This window comes from Prauserella alba, assembly GCF_024171735.1.
Taxonomy (GTDB): Bacteria; Actinomycetota; Actinomycetes; order Mycobacteriales; family Pseudonocardiaceae; genus Prauserella; species Prauserella alba.
Map to the genome: position 1 here is coordinate 81,797 of NZ_JAMTCH010000003.1, position 19,494 is coordinate 101,290.

The window sequence follows — 19,494 nt, forward strand, 5'->3', positions numbered from 1 at the left end:
TCCTGGCTCAGGTGAGGCTCGAGGCTTCGCGGTCGGATGTCGGCGCGGTCGGGTCGTCGTCGGATCCGGGTGTGGCCGAGTCCGATTCGGACTTCTCGGGTGCGGCGTGGTCGGCCAGCACGCCGACCTTGTGCCGCTGGACGAACCAGTAGTACGCGAATCCGCCCGCGGCCGCGATCCCGACGAACAACACCGCGCTGTACTGCAGGTACCAGTGGTGCGGCGGTTCTGCGTTGTACACCTCGGTGCGCGGCCACGCGAGGTTCACCGTCATGCCGAGTCCCCACACGACGGCGAGCACGTTGATCGGCAGGCCGAGCTTGCCGAGGCTGAACCGGCCCTCATCCTTCGTCGGCCGCCACTGCCCGCGCAGGCGTGCGACCAGCATCGGAATCGTGACCAGCAGGTAGGAGATGTAGATGAGGATGATCGCCAGCGACGTCACCGCGGTGAAGATCTGCGGCTGGCCGATGTTGACCAGCAGCAGCACCACGGCGAGCACGCCGATGAACACGGCGGGCAGGACCGGCGTCTGGAACCGCGGGCTGACCCGGGCCAGCCGCTTGCCGCCCGGAAGCGCGTTGTCGCGCGCCATCGCGAACATGATGCGGATCGCGGCGGTGTGCACCGCCAGCACGCACACGGTGATCGCGACGAAGATGCCCAGCAGGAACAGCCTGCCGACCAACGGGCCGAGCGCGTCGTTCAGGACGAACTGCAGCCCCGAGACACCCAGCTCGGGGGCGTCGAGGTCGCGGATCGCCATCATGCCGAACAGCAGGATCAGCCCGCCGAGCAGGAACGAGGCGACCAGCGCGCGCAGGATCGCCTTCGGCGCGTTGCGGTGCGGGTCGATCGACTCCTCGCCGAGCGAGGCCGCGGTGTCGAAGCCGTACATGACGTACGACGAGGCGATACCGGCCACCAGGAAGGCCGTCAGGTAGCTGCCGCCGTGCGCGGCCTCCGTACCGCCGGTTTCGAACACGACGGTCGGCGGATTCACCACGACCAGCGCCAGCGCGACGATCAGCGCCACCGCGGCGACCAGTTCGATGAACACGCCCGTGCTGTTGATCCGCGCCATGAGCCGTACGCCGTAGGCGTTGACGAGCGTGGTGAACAGGATCAGCAACATCGCCAGCACGATGCCGTTGACGGCGGCGTCCGTGGCGTCACGGCCGTCGCCGATGAACTGGAAACCCTCCCAGATCTGCGGCAGCGTGTTCTGGTACGCCAGCGCCGTCGCCGCGATCGACACGATCGAGGCCAGTAGCATCATCCAGCCCGCGAGCCAGCCGACGTGGCGCCCGCCGAGCTTCTTCGCCCAGTTGTAGACCGAACCCGCGATGGGATAGCGCGAGGCCAGCTCGGCGAAACTCAACGCCACCAGCAACTGTCCGACGAACACGATCGGCCAGGACCACCAGTAGGCGGGACCGCCGAGGCCGAGCCCGAAGTAGGACAGTTGGAAGGTGCCGGTGAGCACCGAGATGTAGCTGATCCCTGCGGCGAACGTATGGAATCCGCCGAGACTGCGTTTCAGTTTGTTGGTGTAGCCGAACTCGCCGAGTCCGGCGTCGTGGTTGGGCGCACTCATGCCCCGAACTCCTTTCCCGGATTCCGCGCCCGCCGGAGCGGGCACACTTCTCCCGGGTGGTCGTTTCCTGCGTAGTGCGAAATGCGCGGAGTTCGTTCCGCGCCGTGATTCCGGCTTTATTCGCCGGAGAACCAGCGCTGCGGACCGGGCCGCAGATTCTGGTAGACGTGCTTGGCTTCCTGGTATTCGCCGAGGCCGCCACGGCCGAGTTCACGGCCGATGCCGGACTGCTTGTACCCGCCCCATTCGGCCTGCGGCAGGTACGGGTGGAAGTCGTTGATCCAGACGGTGCCGTGGCGCAGCCGGTTGGCCACGCGCTGCGCCTTCGCCGGGTCGCCGGTGAACACGGCACCGGCGAGGCCGTAGTGCGTGTCGTTGGCGATGCGCACCGCGTCGTCCTCGTCGGTGAATCGTTCGACGGTCAGCACCGGGCCGAACGATTCCTCCGTGACGGCATGCGAGCCCTGCTGCACCTCGTCGAGCACGGTCGGCAGGTAGAAGTGGCCCGCCGCGTAGCGCTCACCGTCCGGGCGGGCGCCCCCGGTGCGCAGCACGGCACCCTCGGCGACCGACGTCGCGACGTATTCCTCGACCTTGTGCAGATGGCCCGCCGAGATGAGCGGTCCGGTCTCGGCGTCGTCGTCGAACGGGCCACCGATGCGGATCCGCTCGGCCCTGCGCACGATCTCGTCGACGAGCGCGTCGTGCAGTTCGTCCTGCACGATCAGGCGCGCACCGGCGGAGCACACCTGCCCGGAGTGCAGGAAGATCGCGGTCAGCGCGAAGTCGACGGCCGTGTCGAAGTCGGCGTCGGCGAACACGACGTTCGGGTTCTTGCCGCCCAGCTCGAGTGCGACCTTCTTCACCGTCGGCGCTGCCAGCGCGGAGATCGTCCGGCCGGTGTGGAGCCCGCCGGTGAACGAGACGAGGTCGACGTCCGGGTGCTCGGCCAGCACGCTGCCGACCTCGGCACCCGTGCCCAGCACGAGGTTCCCGACACCCGCGGGCAGGCCGGCCTCGGTGAGCGCGCGCATCAGCAGGATCGCCGTGCTCGGCGTCAGCTCGCTGGGCTTGAGCACGAACGTGTCACCGGCGGCGATCGCGGGCGCCACCTTCCACGCCACCTGCAGCAACGGGAAGTTCCACGGTGTGATCATGCCGCACACGCCGACGGGCTCGTACTGCACGCGGCTGATCGCATCCGGTGAGCCGGTGTCCACGACACGTCCGGAATCGTTGCCTGCGAGTTTGCCGAAGTACCGGAAGCACCCCGCGATGTCGTCCATGTCGAATTCGCTCTCGACGAGCCGCTTTCCGGTGTCGAGCGATTCCGCACGGGCGAACTCGGCCTTGTCGCGCACCAGGATGTCGGCGACGCGCAACAGTAGGTCACCCCGGTCCCACGCCGAACTCGACGCCCACGTGCCCTCGTCGAACGCCCGGCGTGCGGCGGCAACAGCCTGCTCGGTGTCGGTGCGGTCGGCTTCGGCGACGGTGGCGACCAGCGTGCCGTCGGCGGGGGAGTGGAGCTGTCTCGTCCGCCCGCCCGCGGCGGTCCGCCATTCGCCGTCGATGAACAGCGTGGCAGCCGAATTGTCGGCGTTCGGCATGATCGTATCGCCCTTTTCTCGTTCGTCGGCGTGTTCGTTGTCGGTTCCGGCCTCGCGAGTGCGGCCGTTTCACGTTCGTCGTCGCGGTTTCACCGGCGACCTCGTGGGCCGCCGATTCCGGCTGCGGCACCGTTTCCGCGGACGATGTTTCCGCGGCGATTCCGGGCGTCGGAATCGTTTCGACGGCGCGTGCGGCGCCGGCGCGGAGCGGTTTCCCTGGTGGGTTCTTCCGCATCGGCGCGACGCCGGTGAAGGACACTAACACCGGACATGTACATCTGTACACCAATGGTTCAGGGGCTTCTGTGGAGGAGGCGAAAAATGCGCCGCCGAGCAGTGGATTCGCGATAGCGGTGATCTGCGCCGCACCGTGTTCCACGCCCCGCATGGCAAGGTGAGGACTTCGAACGTGAGACGCCAGCTGTGAAGGGCCCCGAGGTTTGACTACTCCCGACGCCGCCACCTCCGACGCGACAGTGCCCCGGTCGACCGGGGCGCGCGCGGCCGGACAGCGCGACCCGGACCGCAGGGAGCGCATCGCGCGCGCCGCCATCGAGGTGGTCGCCGAGGTCGGGGTCGAGAAGCTGACGCACCGGCGGGTCGCCGCAGCGGCGGGAGTGCCGCTCGGATCGACGACCTACTACTTCAAGACCCTCGACGACCTGCTGGCCAGCGCGCTTCGGCAGGCCGCGGACGACGACGTCGACCATCTGCGCACGTGGGCAGCCGGGCTGGATGCGGGCGGCGACCTGGCCGAGGCGCTCGCGGAACTCGTCCTGCACTACCTCGGCCCGGCGCGGGCGCAGACGGTCGTCGAACACCAGCTGTACATCGCGGCCCTGCACCGGCCCGCGCTGCAGCACGTCAGCCAGGAGTGGGACACCGCGCTGGCCGACCTGTTCGCGGGCTACACCGACGCCGAGACCGGTCGCGCACTGTCGGTGCTGTTCTGCGGCTGGCAGCTGCAGGGCATCGTGCGTGAACAGCTACCCGGACGCCGCGAGGTCGAGGCGTCGTTCCGCCGGTTGCTCGACGGCTGACGGTTCTCACAGCGCACATGTCGGTGGTCGGCGTTAGCGTCGTTTCATGGCGCTCACAGTGGAAGAACGCGAAGAGTTCCTGGCCCAGCCGCACATCGGTGCGCTGTCCGTGGTCGAGTCGGCCGAACGGGCGCCGCTGAACGTGCCGATCTGGTATCAGTACACGCCCGGCGGCACCCTCTGGGTCCGCACCGGGCCCGATTCGCGCAAGGCGCGGGCCATTCGCACCGCAGGCCGCTTCAGTCTCATGGTCCAGCGGGTCGAGCCGAGCATCCGGTACGTCAGCGTCGAGGGTCCCGCGGAGTTCTCCGAGGACAGCCACGACCTGTCGGTCGAGATGGCCGTCCGCTATCTGTCCGCCGAACAGGCCGAGGAGTTCCTCGAGTACGAGCGCCGGTACCTCGGCGAGCACACCGTGATCACCATGCGGCCGGAGCACTGGCTGTCCGCCGACATGGGTTCGCTCTGACGACCTACTCCTGCAGATACACGGTCAGGCGGAGTTCGTCGGCGACCTCGTCCGCGACCCGTGCGTGGCGGGGATCGCCGCCGGGCTCCGACGGCGCACGGCTGATCCGGCCGCGGCGACGTCCCGCCCGGTGGGCCGATGTCGTCGCCGGATGTGCGGGCAGCGCTGGGGCCGGTGCCGAGACGCGGCACCGGCCCCACCGGAGGGGTGGCTCAGCTGTCGCCGCGCGCGGGGTAGTTGCTGCTGGTGACGAAGTCGATGCCGCCGAGCAGTTCGGCCAGCTGCGGCCTGCCGAACGGCATCGACGTGAGCGAGGCGTAGTAGATCCGGTGCTCGGCGTCGACGAGGAACGTCGCGGGTTCGGGGAACACCGCGGGTTCGTTGTCGTTGGCCGCCGTGGACACGAACAGTCCCCACTCCCGCATCGCCTCCAGCGACAGGTCGTAGCCGAGAGGCAGCTCGGACAGGTCCCAGTCGTCGCGGATGCGTTCGGCTCGCGCCTGGTTCTCGGCGCTGATGCCGATCGGTTCGACGCCCAGGCCTGCCAGTTCGTCGGCGCTGTCGCGGATCGCGGCGAGCTGGCCACGGCATACCGGGCAGTGCAGGCCGCGGTAGAACACGATCATCGTGAACGCGGCAGGCTGCTGCTCGGACAGGCTCCAGCGGCCGCCGCCGACGAGGTCGACGGTGAGCTCGGGCGCCCGACTGCGAGGGCGGGGCGGAGCGGGCGGCGTGGTGGCCGGTGCGCTGCCGGCTGGTGTGGTGGTCATGGATTCGCTCCTTGTCGAGTGATGCCCGCACCGCTGCGGCACAGGGCGCGGTGGTTCGGGGCCGGTGCTGGTCACGAAGCTGTGTCGGTCACGAAGCAGGGTCGATCACGAGAACGGTGTCGATCACGAGGTGCTGGTCACGAAGCGGTGTTCGTCGAGACCGGTGCCTCGGTGTCCTCGGTGGCGTCCTCGGCCGTGTCCGCGGTGGGAGCCGGGCGGACGAGGGCGCAGGCGACGCCGATCGCCAGCCAGACGGTGCCGACGAGCGGGATGGCGGCCGGACCGTAGTTGTCGACGAGATAGCCGCCGAGCGCGGCACCGAGCGCACTGCCGCCGTAGAGACCGCTGATGCCCAGTGACATGGCGAGCATGGGCTGGTCGTCGGCGACGCTCATGATGCCGGCCTGGATGACCGGGCTCAGCGCCCACGCGAAGACCGACCACACGGCGACGAACAGGAACAACGTCAGGCCGAAACCGGCGCCCGAGGCGAGGTAGGCCGCCAGGGCACCCAGGGCCAGGCAGTGGCCGCCGAGCACGATCAGCCGCGCCGGCCGCGGCGACAGCCTGTCGCTGAGCGCGCCGCCGAAGAACACGGCCACGACACCGACCAGGCCGACGACCAGCAGTGCGACCGTGACATCGCCCGCGGTGGCGCCGAGCTGCTCGGTGAAGATCGTGCCGAGGTAGCTGTAGAACATCAGGCCGCCCGCGCCGGACAGGAACATCGCCGCGACCAGGCCGAGCACCCGCGGGTTGCGGACCGGGGCGAGCCGGGCGGCGATACCGGTGACGGGGCCGCCGGGCACGGACGGGGCGAGTACGGCGCTGAGCGCGGCCACCAGTACGCCGATCGCGGCGATCAGTGCGAAGGTCGCCCGCCACGACAGGACGTCGCCGAGGAACGCGCCGAACGGCACGCCGGTGAACAGCGCCACGGTCAGACCGGCCGTGACGACCGCGAGGTACCGGCCGCTCTTGCCTTCGGGCGCCCCCATGCCCGCGATCACCATGCAGGTCGGGGAGACGGCGGCGGCCGCCAGGCCCGCCACGACCCGCAGGATCAGGGTGAGCACGAAATCGTCACTGATCGCGACGGCGGCGTTCGCGACGGCGAAGATCACCAGCGACCAGGTCAGCACCGCCTTCTTGTCCAGCCGGTCGGTGAGGAACGCCAGGATCGGCGCCCCCGCGGCGAAGGCGATCGCGAAGCCCGTCACCAGCAGGCCCGCGGTCCCCGGCGTGACACCGAGATCACGGGCCACGTCCGGCAGGATCCCCGAGATCACGAACTCGTCGGTGCCCAGGGCCAGCATTCCGACGAACAAGCACAGGAGCCAGACCGGGTAACCGGCAACGCTGAGCGTCGAGGTGCGGTGGCTCGACATGGTCCCTCATTTCTATCTTCGACGAACATCGAACAATCGGGTTCATAGTATGATCGACCGCATGGCCGCCGCAACACACCCCTCGATGGAGGACCTCGACCTGCCGACGGTGATGCACGCCCTCGCCGATCCCATCCGCCTGGGGCTGGTGAGACTGCTGAGCGACGGTGAGGAACGCGCCTGGGGCGACCTGGACGCGCCGGTCGCCAACTCGACGCTGAGTCACCACCTCAAGGTCCTGCGGTCCGCGGGCATCACCCGCACCCGCGAGGAGGGCAAACGGTGTTTCGTGCGGCTGCGCAGCGACGAGTTCGAAGGCCGGTTCCCCGGCCTGCTCGACACGACACTCGCGCTGGCGGGCGAAGCGGGCACGGGGGTCGCCGACGTCCGGTTGCACAGCGCGGCGGCCTGAGACCCGTCCTGCTGTCACCGGCGACGCTGTCAGCCGGTGACGCTGTCAGCCGGTGACGCTGTCAGCCGGTGAGGACGCGCTCCGGCTCTCCGCTACGCGGCCTCACCCGCGCAGCATCTCCGCCACCAGGAACGCCAATTCCAGCGACTGCTGGGTGTTCAGCCGAGGATCGCAGGCCGTCTGGTAACGCCCGGCGAGGTCGACGTCGGAGATGTCCTGAGCCCCGCCGAGGCATTCGGTGACGTCCTCACCGGTCAGCTCGACGTGGATGCCGCCGGGGTGACTGCCCAGCGCGCGGTGCACCTCGAAGAAGCCCTGCACCTCGTCGACGATGTGGTCGAAGTGGCGGGTCTTGTACCCGGTTCCGGACGAGTACGTGTTGCCGTGCATCGGGTCGCACTGCCAGACGACCTGATGTCCCGACGCTTCGATCTTCTCCACGATCGGAGGCAGCACGTCCCGGATCCGGTCGCTTCCCATGCGGGTGATCAGGGTGAGCCGGCCCGGTTCGCGTCGCGGATCGAGCCGCGTGGCGTACTCGACCGCTTCCTCCGGACTGGTGTCCGGGCCGAGCTTCACCCCGATCGGATTGTGGAGCAGTTCGGCGACCGCGATGTGGGCCCCGTCGAGCTGGCGGGTCCGTTCACCGATCCACAGGAAATGCGACGAGAGGCCGTACAGCCGGGGATCGTCCCGTTCGGTCCCGTGCAGGCGCAGCAGTGCCCGTTCGTAGTCCAGCAGCAGCGCCTCGTGGCCCGCGAAGATCTCGGTCGAATGCAGGGAGCCGTCGTCGACCCCGCAGGCCGACATGAACCGCAGGCCGCGCTCGATCTCCGTCGCCAGGGCCTCGTATCTCGCGCCTGCCGGTGATGTCCGGACGAAGTCCTTGTTCCAGTCGTGCACCCGGCCGAGCCCGGCCATACCTTGGCCGGTCATCGTGCGGACGAGGTTCATCGCGGCGGCGGCATTGGCGTACGCCCTGATCATGCGGCCGGGATCGGGTACGCGGAGGGCCGGGTCGGCCACAGTGGAGTTCACGATGTCGCCGCGGTACACCGGCAAGCCCATGGCGTCGGTCGGCTTCGACCGCGGCTTGGCGTACTGGCCCGCAATGCGGCCGACCTTCACCACCGGCAGGCTCGCACCGTAGGTCAGTACGACGGCCATCTGCAGCAACGTCCGCACGTTCGCCTCGATGTGCGCTTCGGTGTTCGACTCGAACGTTTCGGCACAATCGCCGCCCTGCAACAGGAATGCCTTACCGGCGGCGACGTCGGCGAGCTGCCTGCGCAACCGGTCCACCTCGGCAGGAACCGTCAGCGGCGGGACGTTCTCCAGCACCGAACGGGCGTGGCGCGTCAGCTCGGGGTCCGGCCACTCGGGTTGCTGCGCCGCGGGGAGCCCGAGTGCGTCGTCGAGCCGTGCGCGCATCCACTCGGGCAGCCGGGGTAGTCCCGGCAGGGTGTCCAGCGGTACGTCCACGGTCCACCACCGTCGCGACGAGGCGTCCGTCGAGGGATTCGCGGGATCGGCAGTGGAGGTGGCGGGTGCGGTGGAATCGTTCCCGGCGGGCGATGTCATGACGGCCTTTCCTCGCCGGAACAGCCGGCGATGGCGATGTGGATACGGTCGGGTGTCACGAGAACGCGACCGTGACCTCGGAGTCGTGCGGAATCAGTTGACAGGCCAGGGCGTAACCGCACGCGATGTCCTCGTCGTCGAGCACGTTGTTCCTGCGCATGCTCGCGTTACCGGCGATGATCCGGCATTCGCACGTCAGGCACTCGCCTTGCCTGCACGAGCTCGGAGCGGGTATGCCCGCCGCGTCGAGCGCGTCGATGAGGGGCGTGTCGGCGGGCCACGGGACGACGGTTTCGGAGCCGTCCAGCCGCACGCGTGCGGTCGAGGCCCTGTGATCGGTGTCGTTCCCATCCGCGGCGCCGGTGGCTCCACCCGCGGTCACGGGGGAGGGGCCGAACGATTCGGTGCGGACGGCTTCCTCCCGCCGGCCCAGTGCGGTCAGCGTGTCCACGACGAGCCGGGTGTAGCCGTCAGGGCCGCACACGTAGGACACGGGGTCCGGCTCGTGCTCCGTTGCGGAACGGATGGCCGAGGCTCCCGGGCGTCCCTGTTCGTCGCTGGCGTGGACCTCGACCGCCAGCCTGCCGGGGTGGGCACGTTCGAGGAGCCGGATGTGGTCGAGGAACGGTGCGTCGTCGTGGGCGCGGACTGTGTAGTGCAGCAGGATCCGACGGCCGGTACCGGCCAGCGTGTACTTGCACAGGGCGATGATCGGGGTGATGCCGACGCCTGCGGCGAACAGGTGCACCACCCGGTCAGACGGGTCGAGGGTGAACTCGCCCGCGGGCGGATAGGTGTGCAGCACGGTGCCGACGGCGGCGTCCTCGTAGAGCCAGTTGGAGCCGACGCCGCCCGTGGTGCGTTTCACCGTGACGGCGAGTCGCCGGTCGGTGACCGGGCAACTCGAGAGGGAATAGGTGCGCGTGATCGGTCCCTCTCCCGCGACCGGAAGTCTCAGGGTCAGGAACTGGCCTGCTGCGTGCGAGAGACGGGCGCCGGGCGTCGTCGGTTCGAGCGTGAACGTCTTGACGTCGGCGCTTTCGTCGACGACGCCGGTGATGCGTACCGGGATCAGTGGCTCTGTTCTCATCATCGCTCCCTTGTTCGGTGTGTCCACACGCGCCGGTCGCCGGGCGGATTCATCCGGCAGGCGAGGGCTGGAGGAACCGGCGGTCCGGATCGGCGGGCGAGTGCCGGGCCGCCCAGCGGTCGCGTGCGTCCTGCTCACGGGCCGGTGTGAAATGGAGTCGGTAGCACGGCATGGCCACCGCGGTCGTCAGCACGGCGACGAGCACGAGGATGGAGAACAGCCTCTCCTCGAGTACGCCGATTCCGAGGCCGATGTTGATGAAGATGAGGATCATCAGGCCGCGCGCGTTCATGAGGCCGCCCATCGCGATCGACTCGCCCCAGCCCCACCGGAACGACCGCAGCACTCCCAGCGAGGCGATGGCCTTGGAGACGAAGGCCGCCGCGAAGACCACGGCTGCTGCCGCGAGATAGTCGGCGTTCAACGCACCGGTCAGGTCGGTGTTCAGGCCGGAGAAGGCGAAGAACACGGGCAGGAACAGGCAGCGCACCGCCTGCAACAGCCGCGCGTTGAGCAAGGCCGAGAACCCGCGCACCCGGGGCAGTGCGACGCCGCAGATGAATCCGCCGAACACGGAGTAGATCCCGATGTAGTCGGTGAACCACGCCGCTGCGAGCACGAGCCCGAGCAGCGCGACCAGCAGGCGGTCGTCGACGTGTCCCGTTCGGACGGCGCGGGTCATCGGCTTGGTGAGGATTCGCGGCAGAATCAGGAAGGCGGCGACCGCGAACGCGGCGGCCGGGACGATGGTCTTCCACGAATCCAGCACGTTCCCGTGCACTGCGAGCGCACCGACGACCGCGAGCACGCACCAGGCCAGCGCGTCGTCGATCGCGGCGGCGCGGGTGGCCACGCCACCGAAATCGGTGTGAACCATGTCGCGTTCCTGCAACACCCTGGCGAGCATCGGGAAGGCGGTGACCGCCAGCGCTCCGCCGACGAACAGCACGAACAGCGGAAGATCGACGCCCTCGGGCCGGAAGTCGCCGTCCAGGTACAGCGCAGCGGCACTGCCCGCGATCAACGGGCACAGCAGTCCCGCTACGGCGAGGACGACCGGGAGCACGGCCTCCCTGCGCGAAGCCGGATGGTGTTCGTGCTCCAACCCCACCAGGAACATGTAGAGGCTCAGCCCCACCATGGCGATCACGTACAGGGTCGGCTTCGTCTCCTCGGAGAACACGTATCCGCTGAAGCCGGGGGCGAACGCGCCGAGGGCGGTCGGCCCGAGCAGGATGCCGGACACCATCTCGCCCACGACGGCGGGCTGGCCCACCTTCACGGCGATGCGCCCGCACACCTGGGCTGCGACGACGATGACGAGCAACGCCGCCGTCACGCCGAGCAACGTGTGCATGTTCTCGTCATGCATCACGGATCAGCTCCCTCAGCGGCTCGACGTAGCGGTCGAGACCGGGTTGCCCCGCCGTCAGCGACTCGTGCAGCGGGTCCAGCCAGCCGTCGGCCGGTGGTTCGCCGGCCGCGAGCGCGCCGAAGAACTCGTCCTGTCGCTCCTGCAGCGCGGTGATGTAGGGCAACCGGTAACGCTGGAAATCCTGGATCTCCGCAGGCGAACCGGTACGCAGCAGCGCGTGCACGGGGCCGACGAGGGCCGCGGCGTTCTGCACCGCGAGGTTGAAACCCTGGCCGCCGAGATTGTGCATCGCGTGGGCCGCGTCCCCGAGCAACAACAGATCGTCGCGGAACCAGGTCCCGCAGCGCACCGTGCTGGAGCGCAGGCTTGTGGTCAGCAGCGGTTCCACGTCGTCGGGCAGGCCGAGTCCCACGGTCTCGGCACGGTGCCGCGCCTGCGGGCGCAGGCGCACGGCCGTGGGATCGGGGGCGGTGCCGTCGGGTTGCATGTCGAACAGGAGCGGGTGCGGGCCGACCCCGTTGTCGACGATCGTCGTGGCATCGCGGTCGCCGACGACCATGCTGATCGCAGGCGGCCCCTGCCGCCTGACCGGAACCGCCACGACGTCGACCCGCCCGGGGAACGACCGGCGCGTCGCCCCGAAGTCGGCGACCTCGCGCAGCGGTGAGTCGCGGCCGTCCGCTGCGACGAGCAGTCGGGTACGCACCCGCTGCGGCCCGGCCGGTCCGGTGGTCAGCAGGTCCCATTCCTCGTCCCGGTGTACGGCCTCGGACAGTTCGACCCCGTAGTGGACGGTGGTGTTGGGGGTCGCGGCCACCGCCGGGAACAGGGCGTCGGCCACCGCGGCGAGGCCGACGTTGTACGGCGTGTGGACCTCACCTCCGGTGGTGTGCCGACGCGTGCCGAACCGTCCGATTCGCCGGCGGTGCCGGAACTCTTCGAGGTACTCGACCGGCCCGGGAGCGTCGTCGTCCGGGAACGCCGTCATGCCGGCTCGCCGGAGCACGACCTGCGTCGCGGGATGCACCAGCACTCCCTGCCGATTCCGCGCCGTGCGCGGGGCACGTTCGAGCACCATGACGTCCAGGTCCGGTGCGGCCCGTGCGAGGCCGGCAGCGAGCACGAGGGACGGCACGCCGCCGCCCACGATCACCACGTCGGCGTGGACCGCGCCCGCCTGTCCGGCGCCGCCTCGCCGGGCGGCTGCCGTGGTGTTCGCGGTCGTCATGCCGTGCCCACCGTGGCCGGTGTCCCGGTGCGCTCGGCACGTTCGAGCTCGGGGTACGCGGGGCAGCCGTAGTGCACCTCGAACGGCTCGAACAGGTCCCAGCGCGGCACCGACCGGAGTTCGGCGGCGAACGTGTTCGCCTGACCCCAGAAGTCGCCGCCCAGCAAGAGCGAGACCGACTTGTCGTCCACGGTGTCCGGCAGCTCCGACTTCAGCCTCCCGAAGTCGAACTCGTACTCGTAGAAGCCCTGCACCAGGCGGAAGTAGGTGTCGTATCCGGTCTTGTACAGGCTCGTGAAGCGGCCGGCCGATTCGTCGGCGGTACTCGATCCGTCCAGAATGGCCGCGGCCTCGACGCTGGCCTGCATACCGGTGGTCATGGCGAGGTAGACGCCGCCGGAGAAGATCGGGTCGACGAATGCCGCGGCGTCGCCGACCTGGAACCAGCGGTTCCCGACGACCCGGTCCGCGTAGTAGCAGAAGTCGGACTCCTGCCGCGCCGGTCCCTGTGACTGTGCCGTCCCCAGTCGTTCGACGATGCGCGGAATGCGCGAGATGTGGGTGGAGAGCAGCTGCTCGCGGTCGTCGGCGGCACGGAGGGTCGGCTTGCGCATGACCGACCCGACACTGAGCGTGCCCTCGGAGTTCGGGATCGCCCACACCCATCCCTCGGCGTGGTTGCCGATCTGCACGTCCCCGCGCCACCCCGGGTTGGACTCCTCCCTGACACCGGTGTAATGCCGGTAGAGCGCCACCATCTTCAACCGCTCGACCGGTTTGCGCAGCCCCAGCTTGGCCGACAGCAGACCGGTGCGGCCGCTGGCGTCGATCAGCACCGACCCGCGTACCTGCGTCGCAGCGCCGTCGGGGCCGGTGTAGTGCACGACGTGCGGGGTGTCGGGGTCGGTGTCCGCGGCGAGGTCGATGTCACCGACGTCGGACTGCAGCCGGACCGTCGCCCCTGCCTCCACCGCCGAGTCGAGAAGGAACTGGTCGAAACGGGACCGCTCGACCTGGAAGGTCGTGTGGAACCGGTCCGGTCCCTGGTCGGTGAAGCAGACGCGATGGAACCGGCCCGTGGTGTCGCTGAACTCGGCGCCGCTCTTGACCGGGTGGCCCTGCCTGCGCATCGCCTCGAGCAGACCGAGCTGGTTGAGCAGGCCGCTCATGTACGGCAGCAGTGACTCTCCGATGTGGAATCGCGGGAACGGGTCCCTGTCCATGATCAGTACCCGGAGGCCGGCCAGCGCGGCCTGCCGGGCGGCGGTCGAGCCCGCCGGGCCCGCGCCGATCACGACGACGTCGTAGTCCGCAGCGTTCTGGATCATCTTCGTCTCCTGGTCGAGGGTCGGGGTTGGTCAGGACAGGTACCGGGACGGTCCGAACCGGCCGGTGGGGTCGAGCGCGTCCTTGAGCCGTGCGGCCACCACGGCGTTGAGGTCGGTGCCCGGCGCGACGTCGCTGCGCTGATGCGCGGTGTCCAGCCGGTAGGGCGGGTAGCCCGCGTCGACGAGTGCGCGGTGGAGCTCGTCCGACGCACGGTGGGCGGCTCTCGTCGCGGCCGGTGAGGCCCGGTCGAACCGGATGGCGATGACGAGGTCGACCACATCGTGGCCGAGGACGTTGACGGTGGTGCCGACCTCGACGCCGTGTTCGACGCCGACGTCGTGCACGATGCCGCGGGCGTTGCTCAGGTCGGCGGCGGTGAAGGGGACGAAGGGCAGTACGAACAGCCAGCCCCGGCCCGCCGCGTCGGCTTCGCGGGTGGGACGTCCCAGCGACGCCTGCACGATGGCTTCGCTCCGGGAAACGTCACCTCGGTACAACCGGGCGACGGCATCCGCGAGGGGATCGCCGGCGAACTCCGCTTCCGGCAGCACCCAGGCGCCGATCGGTGCGAGTCTGCCCGCGAGGTCGGCACGTTTGGCCGAGACGACGTCCGCGCTGCCGTCGAGACAGATGTGCCCGGTCACGGTGGCGTGCCCGCCGTAGATGTCGGAGGAACCGGCGTCGTAGACCTTGATCACTGCGTCGCTCAGCCGGTCGCGTACGGCACCCCGCAGTACCTCGATCAGCGCGTCGTAGGTGTCCTCGGCGGCGGTGAAGGTCACGACGTTCGTCGTCTCCGGGGTCGGCAGCAGCCGGACGACCGCTGCGGTGGCGATGCCGAAGGTCGCCTGCGGGAACAACTGGACCGACGACGGGCCGAGCCCGTACCTGTTTGGTGCCAGTCCGGAATCCGGCGGCCACCAGCCGACGGTGCCGAGGTCCGCGGACGCGGTCACGATCTCGAGTCCCAGCAGGTCCTCGGTCCGCTGGTGCCGGAGGCCGACGCCCCGGTCCATCATGTTTCCCAGCACCGAGGTGTCCGGCGAGGACGCGGTGCAGTTGAGGAACCGCCCCGACGAGGCGAGGGCGTCGCAGAGCTGTGCCTGGGTCACCCCTGCTTCCACGATCGCGTAGCCGCGTTCGGCGTCGACCGTTCTGATGGTGTCCAAACCGGACAGGTCGACGAGGTGCTGGCCCGGTGTCGGTCCCGATGCCGAGCCGAGGCCCCAGTTGAAGCCGCTGCTGATCACCCGGAACCCGCCCGCCCCGCTGCAGCCATGGCGTACCAGGGACACCACTTCGTCCACCGTCGCGGGGCGGTCGATTCGGTCGGGCTCGGCCGCGGCAAGTTCACTGACGTTGAGGCTGTTGGGCGCTGCGACCGTCGCCGCCGCTGTTCCTGTCGCAGTCGTGGGCCCACTCGTGTCGGAGTGCGACGTAGCTGAGTTCATCGGAGTAGCTCCCGTCGAGATTGCTCAGTCGTCCTTTTCGGACTGATTCGCAGTGGTAGGCGGAACGTTCGGCGACCGCGGCCGACAGGCGATTGGCCGGTTTCACACCGAGTTCGATCCGCTGGATCGAGGCTGCGGTGAAGGCCCATCGCGTGAAGCCGCGGACCGCGCGGGTGGAAACCCCCTTGCCGCGATGTGCAGGCACGGTCACGTAGCCCACGTCGAGGACTCCCGGCGGGACCACACGGCGCACCGACAGTTTCGCGAGCGGAGGTCCCGCCGGCGACGCACGCGCGATCAGGAACGACGCCGGACCGGCTCGCCATTGGAAGTAGGCCGACCCCAGCAGCCCGACGAGTGCTTCCCGGTCGAGTGGTTCGGCGACCGCGTGCAGTCGCGCGCCGGGATCCTGCTCGCAGGCGAGCAACACGTCCAGATCGTCGGGGTGCGGATGGGTCAGGACGATCCCGTCGGCGTCGATGCCGTGCGGTGGAATTCGGGGCAGCCACTCGCATGCGGTGGCCGTGGTGGAGAAGTCGCGGGTCAGTATCACCGGCGCAGCCGGCTCGGTGCGCTGCGCGAGTGCGACCGGATCGAGGACGAACCCGTGTTGTGCCAGCGCATCGATGACCGCATGGTCCGCAACGCCGGTCTCCGCGTGGACCCGGCTTCTCGTGGTTCGCCAGCCGTCGATCGCCGTGGGCAGCTGGTCCAGCGTGAGGTCCGGCCACGATCCGCCGGTGGATTCGATTCGGACGGTCGTTGTGGAATCGGTTGTCGGGCTGAAAGAATTGTTTTTGGCATGACTTTGAGTGCGCGCACCGAAGTGCGCGCCGATGTCCTGCTTCATTGCCTCCACCGACTGTGGGAAATTGAAGAATGAACGGTCGAGCGTGCGAGGTTGTCAGCGACCCCCAGTTGTCGCGGGCAATCGAAATCGCCTGATCGAGCGACCTTAGGTTGCCTGATTCCCGGGTGACCGTCAAGGGGTTGTTCGAGATTCGTAGATCGTCGAACATGCGACGTTTGTCGCGCTCTCCGGCGTCTTCGCTGGTGATCGCAGCGCCTCGACTCCTCGTTCCCGGCTGTGACGACCGATGTCGATAACTGTATCGATCACTGCGATTCGCCTCACATTAACGCCCGATTGGAAATGATTCCGGACGGGTGTGGCGGCGCGCCATTATCAGACTTCGTGCAATTCGTGAACAATTCAGTCGGAAATCGCCGGATCGGCGCAAAGAATGTTGTGTACGCGCAAACTCTCACCTGCGAGAATTTCCCGGGTCAACGGGTCCGGAGGCGCAAGGACAGCCGTTCGGTCGGCGCCGAGTTGGGAGTTCCCGTTCCCGGGGCGAACGGGTCGAAGGTCTGGTGGCGGACGGAGGGTGCCGGTGCGGCCTACCGTGGCCGAGCGGAACGGCCGCCTCCGCCCGGTACGGCCGCCACGTGGGCGGCCGTACCGTGGCGGTGCGAATCAGGCGCTGTGGGCGTCCGCGGTCGTCGATTCGCCGGGAAGTACCCGGCCCAGGATGTCGGCGATCGTGAGCACCTTTGCGCCACCGGTGGTGTGGACGACGGCGAGGTGCTGTGCGGTGTCCCGCATCCGTGCCAGTGCCGTGTAGAGCGGCGTGTCTGCAGGCAGTTCGAGAACCGGATACGCCACGGGCGCGACCGGTGCGTCGTCGGCGAGCAGCAGCGTGTCACGGACGTGGACGACGGACCGTGGATCCGGTCCGCCCACGAGAATGCGCCGGTGGCCCGATTCGCGGGCGGCGCTCCGGACGTCGACGGCCGTGGCATGCGCGGGAACCGTGACCGGGGACCCGGACGTGATGTCGCGTACCGTCACGCGCTGCAAATCCAGGGCGCCGGACAACTGTGTCGACGACAGGCCGTCGAGGGTTCCCGTCTCGGCGGAGTGTTTCACCAGCTGCCGCAACCCCTCGGGGTTCTGCCCGGTCGCGACCTCGTCGGCGGGGGTCACGCCGGCCAGCCGCACCAGCCGGTTGGCCGCCGTGTTGATGGTCAGCAACAGCGGGCGCGTCGTCGCCACCAGCACCCGGGCCGGCAGCGCGAGCACGGTGGCGGATCGTTCCGGATGCGCGATCGCCCACGACTTCGGCGCCATCTCGCCGACCACCAGGTGCAGGAACGTCATGGCGAGGAGAGCCAACGTGAACGCCGCCGCGTCGGCGGCCCAGTAGGGCGCGCCCACCGTCTCGATCAGCGGGGTGAGCCAGTGGTGCACGGCGGGTTTGGCGACCGCACCGAGCGCGAGCGTGGCGCCGGTGATGCCGAGTTGGCAGCCCGCGAGCAGAATCGTCAGCTCGCGGGAACTGCGCAGCGCGGCCCGTGCGGAGCGACTCGCCCCGGCCGCCTCCTCGAGGCGATGGCGTTTCGCTCCGAGCGTCGCGAACTCGACCGCCACGAAGAACGCGCTGGCCACGATGATCAGTACCGTTGCGGCGATCACGATCCACGGGTTGCTCATCGCTGCACCTCGCTTGCGGCGTCGGCCTGGGCGGCGTCGGGCTCGGTGACCTCGGCGCCGGCGGGTGTCTCCGCCTCGACGGACTGCAGGGTGAGCCGGAGCCTCGACGGCACGTGCCGGTCGACGTCGAGCACGTCCACCCGCAGCGCCTGTGGTGCGGGTGGTTCGGGTTCGGCGAGTTCCGCCCCGGACTGCGGCAGGTCGACCAGCACGGTCGTTCCCGTCGGGGGGAGCGCCCCGTGCGCCGCGATGGTCAGGCCCGCGACCGTCTCGACGTCGCCGGGCGGCAGGTCGTGGCCGACCGCACGCTCGACCTCGTCGACGTGCACGTCACCGTTGACAAGCCAGGTCCCGTCGTCCTGCGCCGTCACGGGCGGTGGTTCCGGGCTGTCGTGTTCGTCCTGCAGCTCGCCGACGAGTTCCTCGGCGAGGTCCTCGATCGTGAGGATGCCGGCGAATCCGCCGTACTCGTCGAGCACGCAGGCGAGTTCGTTGCGGGACGCGGTCAACCTGGCGTAGGCGTCCGGCAGGGACATCGTGGTGGGCAGCAACAGCGGCGGGCGCTGCAGCTCCGACACCGGCGTCTCGTCGTTGCCCGCCCTGGCCAGCACGGCGGGCAACTCGGCCACGCCGAGGACGTCGCCCTCGTCGTCGACGACGGGGTAGCGGGTGTGGCCGCTCGCCATGAGCTCGCGTACCCGGGAGACCGGGGTGTCGGCGGTCACGACGTCGACCCGCGCCCGCGGGTTCATCGCGTGTTCGACGTCCTGGTCGGGGAAGTCGAGCACACGGTCGAGCAGCATCGACAGGTCCGCGGGCAGGTCCCCGGTGGCACGGGAGTCGGCGACGATGTGCTCGAGGTCGCGGGCGGTCGCGGAGTGTTCGACGTCGTGCACCGGTTCGATGCGCAGCAGCCGCAGCAGCGCGTTCGACGCGGCGTCGAAGATCCAGATGAGCCAGCCGAACAGCGTCAGGTACAGCGTCGTCGAACCGGCCAGCAGCAGTGCGATGCGCTCCGGTGCGGCGATCGCGAGGTTCTTGGGGAACAGTTCGCCGATGAGCATCTGCACCAGCGTCGAGAGCACCAGCGTGGCCACGGTGCCGACGGCGATGCCGACCGAGGTGGGTACGCCGACGCCGCCCAGCGCGGTGCCCAGTGCGTTGCCGACCAGCGGTTCGGCCACGTAACCGACGAGCAGACCCGTCACGGTGATGCCGAGCTGTGCGCCGGACAGCATGAACGAGGTGCGGCGCGTGATCGCGAGCGCCCGCTTGGCCGAACGGTTGCCGGATTCGGCCAGTGCGGCGAGCCGGGAGCGGTCGACGGCCATGTAGGCGAACTCCTGGGCCACGAAGTACCCGTTCGCCGCGATCACGGCCAGGATGATGACGATTCCGAGCAGGAGGCTGAGGACCCAGATCATGTGCGCCACCTCGCGGTGTTGTCGCTCACGGTCCGGGTGCCGGTACTACAACTGTCGTCCATCGCCCTTCCTGGTAGCTGTTCGTTACGACCGTCCCGATGGATGAGTTCCCCGGAACGTGCCTCCCGATTCGGCCCGCCGAGCAGCTGCGCGGACGGTACGAACCGTCGGAGCCGACAGGGGCCGGTGGAGGATGGCCCGATCGTACCGGAAAGTGCGGTTCGTGACTGCCGCCT

Annotated in this window: 16 protein-coding genes; 3 read left to right on the forward strand and 13 right to left on the reverse strand. The window is 69.3% G+C overall.

What is annotated here, in order from left to right; translation table 11 throughout:
* Nucleotides 1–7: 7 nt before the first annotated feature.
* The gene (locus tag LY12_RS00390) at nt 8–1,597 is read right to left on the reverse strand and encodes an APC family permease (protein WP_253852535.1); all 1,590 of its coding nucleotides are present in this window, start codon (nt 1,595–1,597) and stop codon (nt 8–10) included.
* Between the two features lie 116 nt (nt 1,598–1,713).
* Complete coding sequence (locus LY12_RS00395; protein ID WP_253852536.1) at nt 1,714–3,207, reverse strand: aldehyde dehydrogenase family protein; 1,494 nt, start codon at nt 3,205–3,207, stop codon at nt 1,714–1,716.
* A gap of 440 nt (nt 3,208–3,647) precedes the next feature.
* Here LY12_RS00395 and LY12_RS00400 point away from each other — a divergent pair, with 440 nt between their 5' ends.
* Both LY12_RS00400 and LY12_RS00405 read left to right on the forward strand, forming a co-directional pair.
* A complete protein-coding gene (locus LY12_RS00400; RefSeq protein ID WP_301301733.1) occupies nt 3,648–4,247 on the forward strand; it encodes a TetR/AcrR family transcriptional regulator in 600 nt (199 codons plus the stop codon).
* A gap of 46 nt (nt 4,248–4,293) precedes the next feature.
* Nucleotides 4,294–4,716 carry a pyridoxamine 5'-phosphate oxidase family protein gene (locus tag LY12_RS00405; protein ID WP_253852537.1) on the forward strand — a complete coding sequence of 141 codons (423 nt, stop codon included), beginning with the start codon at nt 4,294–4,296 and terminating at the stop codon, nt 4,714–4,716.
* Nucleotides 4,717–4,928: 212 nt separating this feature from the next.
* Here the strand turns inward: LY12_RS00405 and LY12_RS00410 are convergent, their stop codons facing one another.
* Both LY12_RS00410 and LY12_RS00415 read right to left on the reverse strand, forming a co-directional pair.
* Nucleotides 4,929–5,486, reverse strand: coding sequence for a peroxiredoxin-like family protein (locus tag LY12_RS00410; RefSeq protein WP_253852538.1), 558 nt, complete (start codon nt 5,484–5,486; stop codon nt 4,929–4,931).
* A 137-nt stretch (nt 5,487–5,623) separates the two neighbouring features.
* On the reverse strand, nt 5,624–6,874 hold the full coding sequence (locus LY12_RS00415; RefSeq protein WP_253852539.1) for an MFS transporter: 1,251 nt from the start codon (nt 6,872–6,874) through the stop codon (nt 5,624–5,626).
* Between the two features lie 61 nt (nt 6,875–6,935).
* Here LY12_RS00415 and LY12_RS00420 point away from each other — a divergent pair, with 61 nt between their 5' ends.
* Complete coding sequence (locus LY12_RS00420) at nt 6,936–7,286, forward strand: ArsR/SmtB family transcription factor (RefSeq protein WP_253852540.1); 351 nt, start codon at nt 6,936–6,938, stop codon at nt 7,284–7,286.
* A 102-nt stretch (nt 7,287–7,388) separates the two neighbouring features.
* Here LY12_RS00420 and LY12_RS00425 read toward each other — a convergent pair whose 3' ends face one another.
* The 9 genes from LY12_RS00425 to LY12_RS00465 form a co-directional block, all read right to left on the reverse strand.
* Nucleotides 7,389–8,717, reverse strand: a complete 1,329-nt coding sequence (locus LY12_RS00425; protein ID WP_253854762.1) for a class II 3-deoxy-7-phosphoheptulonate synthase — start codon at nt 8,715–8,717, stop codon at nt 7,389–7,391.
* A 205-nt stretch (nt 8,718–8,922) separates the two neighbouring features.
* On the reverse strand, nt 8,923–9,957 hold the full coding sequence (locus LY12_RS00430) for a 2Fe-2S iron-sulfur cluster-binding protein (RefSeq protein WP_253852541.1): 1,035 nt from the start codon (nt 9,955–9,957) through the stop codon (nt 8,923–8,925).
* A gap of 49 nt (nt 9,958–10,006) precedes the next feature.
* Entirely contained in the window at nt 10,007–11,329 is a 1,323-nt protein-coding gene (locus LY12_RS00435) for a cation:proton antiporter (protein ID WP_253852542.1), read from the reverse strand.
* Nucleotides 11,322–12,560 carry an FAD-dependent oxidoreductase gene (locus LY12_RS00440; RefSeq protein WP_253852543.1) on the reverse strand — a complete coding sequence of 413 codons (1,239 nt, stop codon included), beginning with the start codon at nt 12,558–12,560 and terminating at the stop codon, nt 11,322–11,324. The genes LY12_RS00435 and LY12_RS00440 overlap by 8 nt, the downstream gene beginning before the upstream one ends.
* A complete protein-coding gene (locus LY12_RS00445; RefSeq protein ID WP_253852544.1) occupies nt 12,557–13,888 on the reverse strand; it encodes an NAD(P)/FAD-dependent oxidoreductase in 1,332 nt (443 codons plus the stop codon). The genes LY12_RS00440 and LY12_RS00445 overlap by 4 nt, the downstream gene beginning before the upstream one ends.
* Nucleotides 13,889–13,918: 30 nt before the next feature.
* Nucleotides 13,919–15,340 (reverse strand): FAD-binding oxidoreductase, encoded by a 1,422-nt coding sequence (locus LY12_RS00450; protein WP_301301734.1) that lies wholly within the window; start codon nt 15,338–15,340, stop codon nt 13,919–13,921.
* A complete protein-coding gene (locus tag LY12_RS00455; RefSeq protein WP_253852546.1) occupies nt 15,240–16,190 on the reverse strand; it encodes a GNAT family N-acetyltransferase in 951 nt (316 codons plus the stop codon). The genes LY12_RS00450 and LY12_RS00455 overlap by 101 nt, the downstream gene beginning before the upstream one ends.
* A 627-nt stretch (nt 16,191–16,817) precedes the next feature.
* Complete coding sequence (locus LY12_RS00460) at nt 16,818–17,834, reverse strand: CNNM domain-containing protein (protein ID WP_253852547.1); 1,017 nt, start codon at nt 17,832–17,834, stop codon at nt 16,818–16,820.
* Nucleotides 17,831–19,258 carry a hemolysin family protein gene (locus LY12_RS00465; RefSeq protein ID WP_253852548.1) on the reverse strand — a complete coding sequence of 476 codons (1,428 nt, stop codon included), beginning with the start codon at nt 19,256–19,258 and terminating at the stop codon, nt 17,831–17,833. The genes LY12_RS00460 and LY12_RS00465 overlap by 4 nt, the downstream gene beginning before the upstream one ends.
* Nucleotides 19,259–19,494 lie beyond the last annotated feature (236 nt).

Bases quoted from the DNA above. Each gene is read 5' to 3' on its own strand.
- LY12_RS00390 (WP_253852535.1), bottom strand. From the start codon at position 1,597: ATGAGTGCGCCCAACCACGACGCCGGACTCGGCGAGTTCGGCTACACC.
- LY12_RS00395 (WP_253852536.1), bottom strand. From the start codon at position 3,207: ATGCCGAACGCCGACAATTCGGCTGCCACGCTGTTCATCGACGGCGAA.
- LY12_RS00405 (WP_253852537.1), top strand. From the start codon at position 4,294: ATGGCGCTCACAGTGGAAGAACGCGAAGAGTTCCTGGCCCAGCCGCAC.
- LY12_RS00410 (WP_253852538.1), bottom strand. From the start codon at position 5,486: ATGACCACCACACCAGCCGGCAGCGCACCGGCCACCACGCCGCCCGCT.
- LY12_RS00415 (WP_253852539.1), bottom strand. From the start codon at position 6,874: ATGTCGAGCCACCGCACCTCGACGCTCAGCGTTGCCGGTTACCCGGTC.
- LY12_RS00420 (WP_253852540.1), top strand. From the start codon at position 6,936: ATGGCCGCCGCAACACACCCCTCGATGGAGGACCTCGACCTGCCGACG.
- LY12_RS00425 (WP_253854762.1), bottom strand. From the start codon at position 8,717: ATGCGCGCACGGCTCGACGACGCACTCGGGCTCCCCGCGGCGCAGCAA.
- LY12_RS00430 (WP_253852541.1), bottom strand. From the start codon at position 9,957: ATGAGAACAGAGCCACTGATCCCGGTACGCATCACCGGCGTCGTCGAC.
- LY12_RS00435 (WP_253852542.1), bottom strand. From the start codon at position 11,329: ATGCATGACGAGAACATGCACACGTTGCTCGGCGTGACGGCGGCGTTG.
- LY12_RS00440 (WP_253852543.1), bottom strand. From the start codon at position 12,560: ATGACGACCGCGAACACCACGGCAGCCGCCCGGCGAGGCGGCGCCGGA.
- LY12_RS00445 (WP_253852544.1), bottom strand. From the start codon at position 13,888: ATGATCCAGAACGCTGCGGACTACGACGTCGTCGTGATCGGCGCGGGC.
- LY12_RS00450 (WP_301301734.1), bottom strand. From the start codon at position 15,340: ATGAACTCAGCTACGTCGCACTCCGACACGAGTGGGCCCACGACTGCG.
- LY12_RS00455 (WP_253852546.1), bottom strand. From the start codon at position 16,190: ATGAAGCAGGACATCGGCGCGCACTTCGGTGCGCGCACTCAAAGTCAT.
- LY12_RS00460 (WP_253852547.1), bottom strand. From the start codon at position 17,834: ATGAGCAACCCGTGGATCGTGATCGCCGCAACGGTACTGATCATCGTG.
- LY12_RS00465 (WP_253852548.1), bottom strand. From the start codon at position 19,258: ATGATCTGGGTCCTCAGCCTCCTGCTCGGAATCGTCATCATCCTGGCC.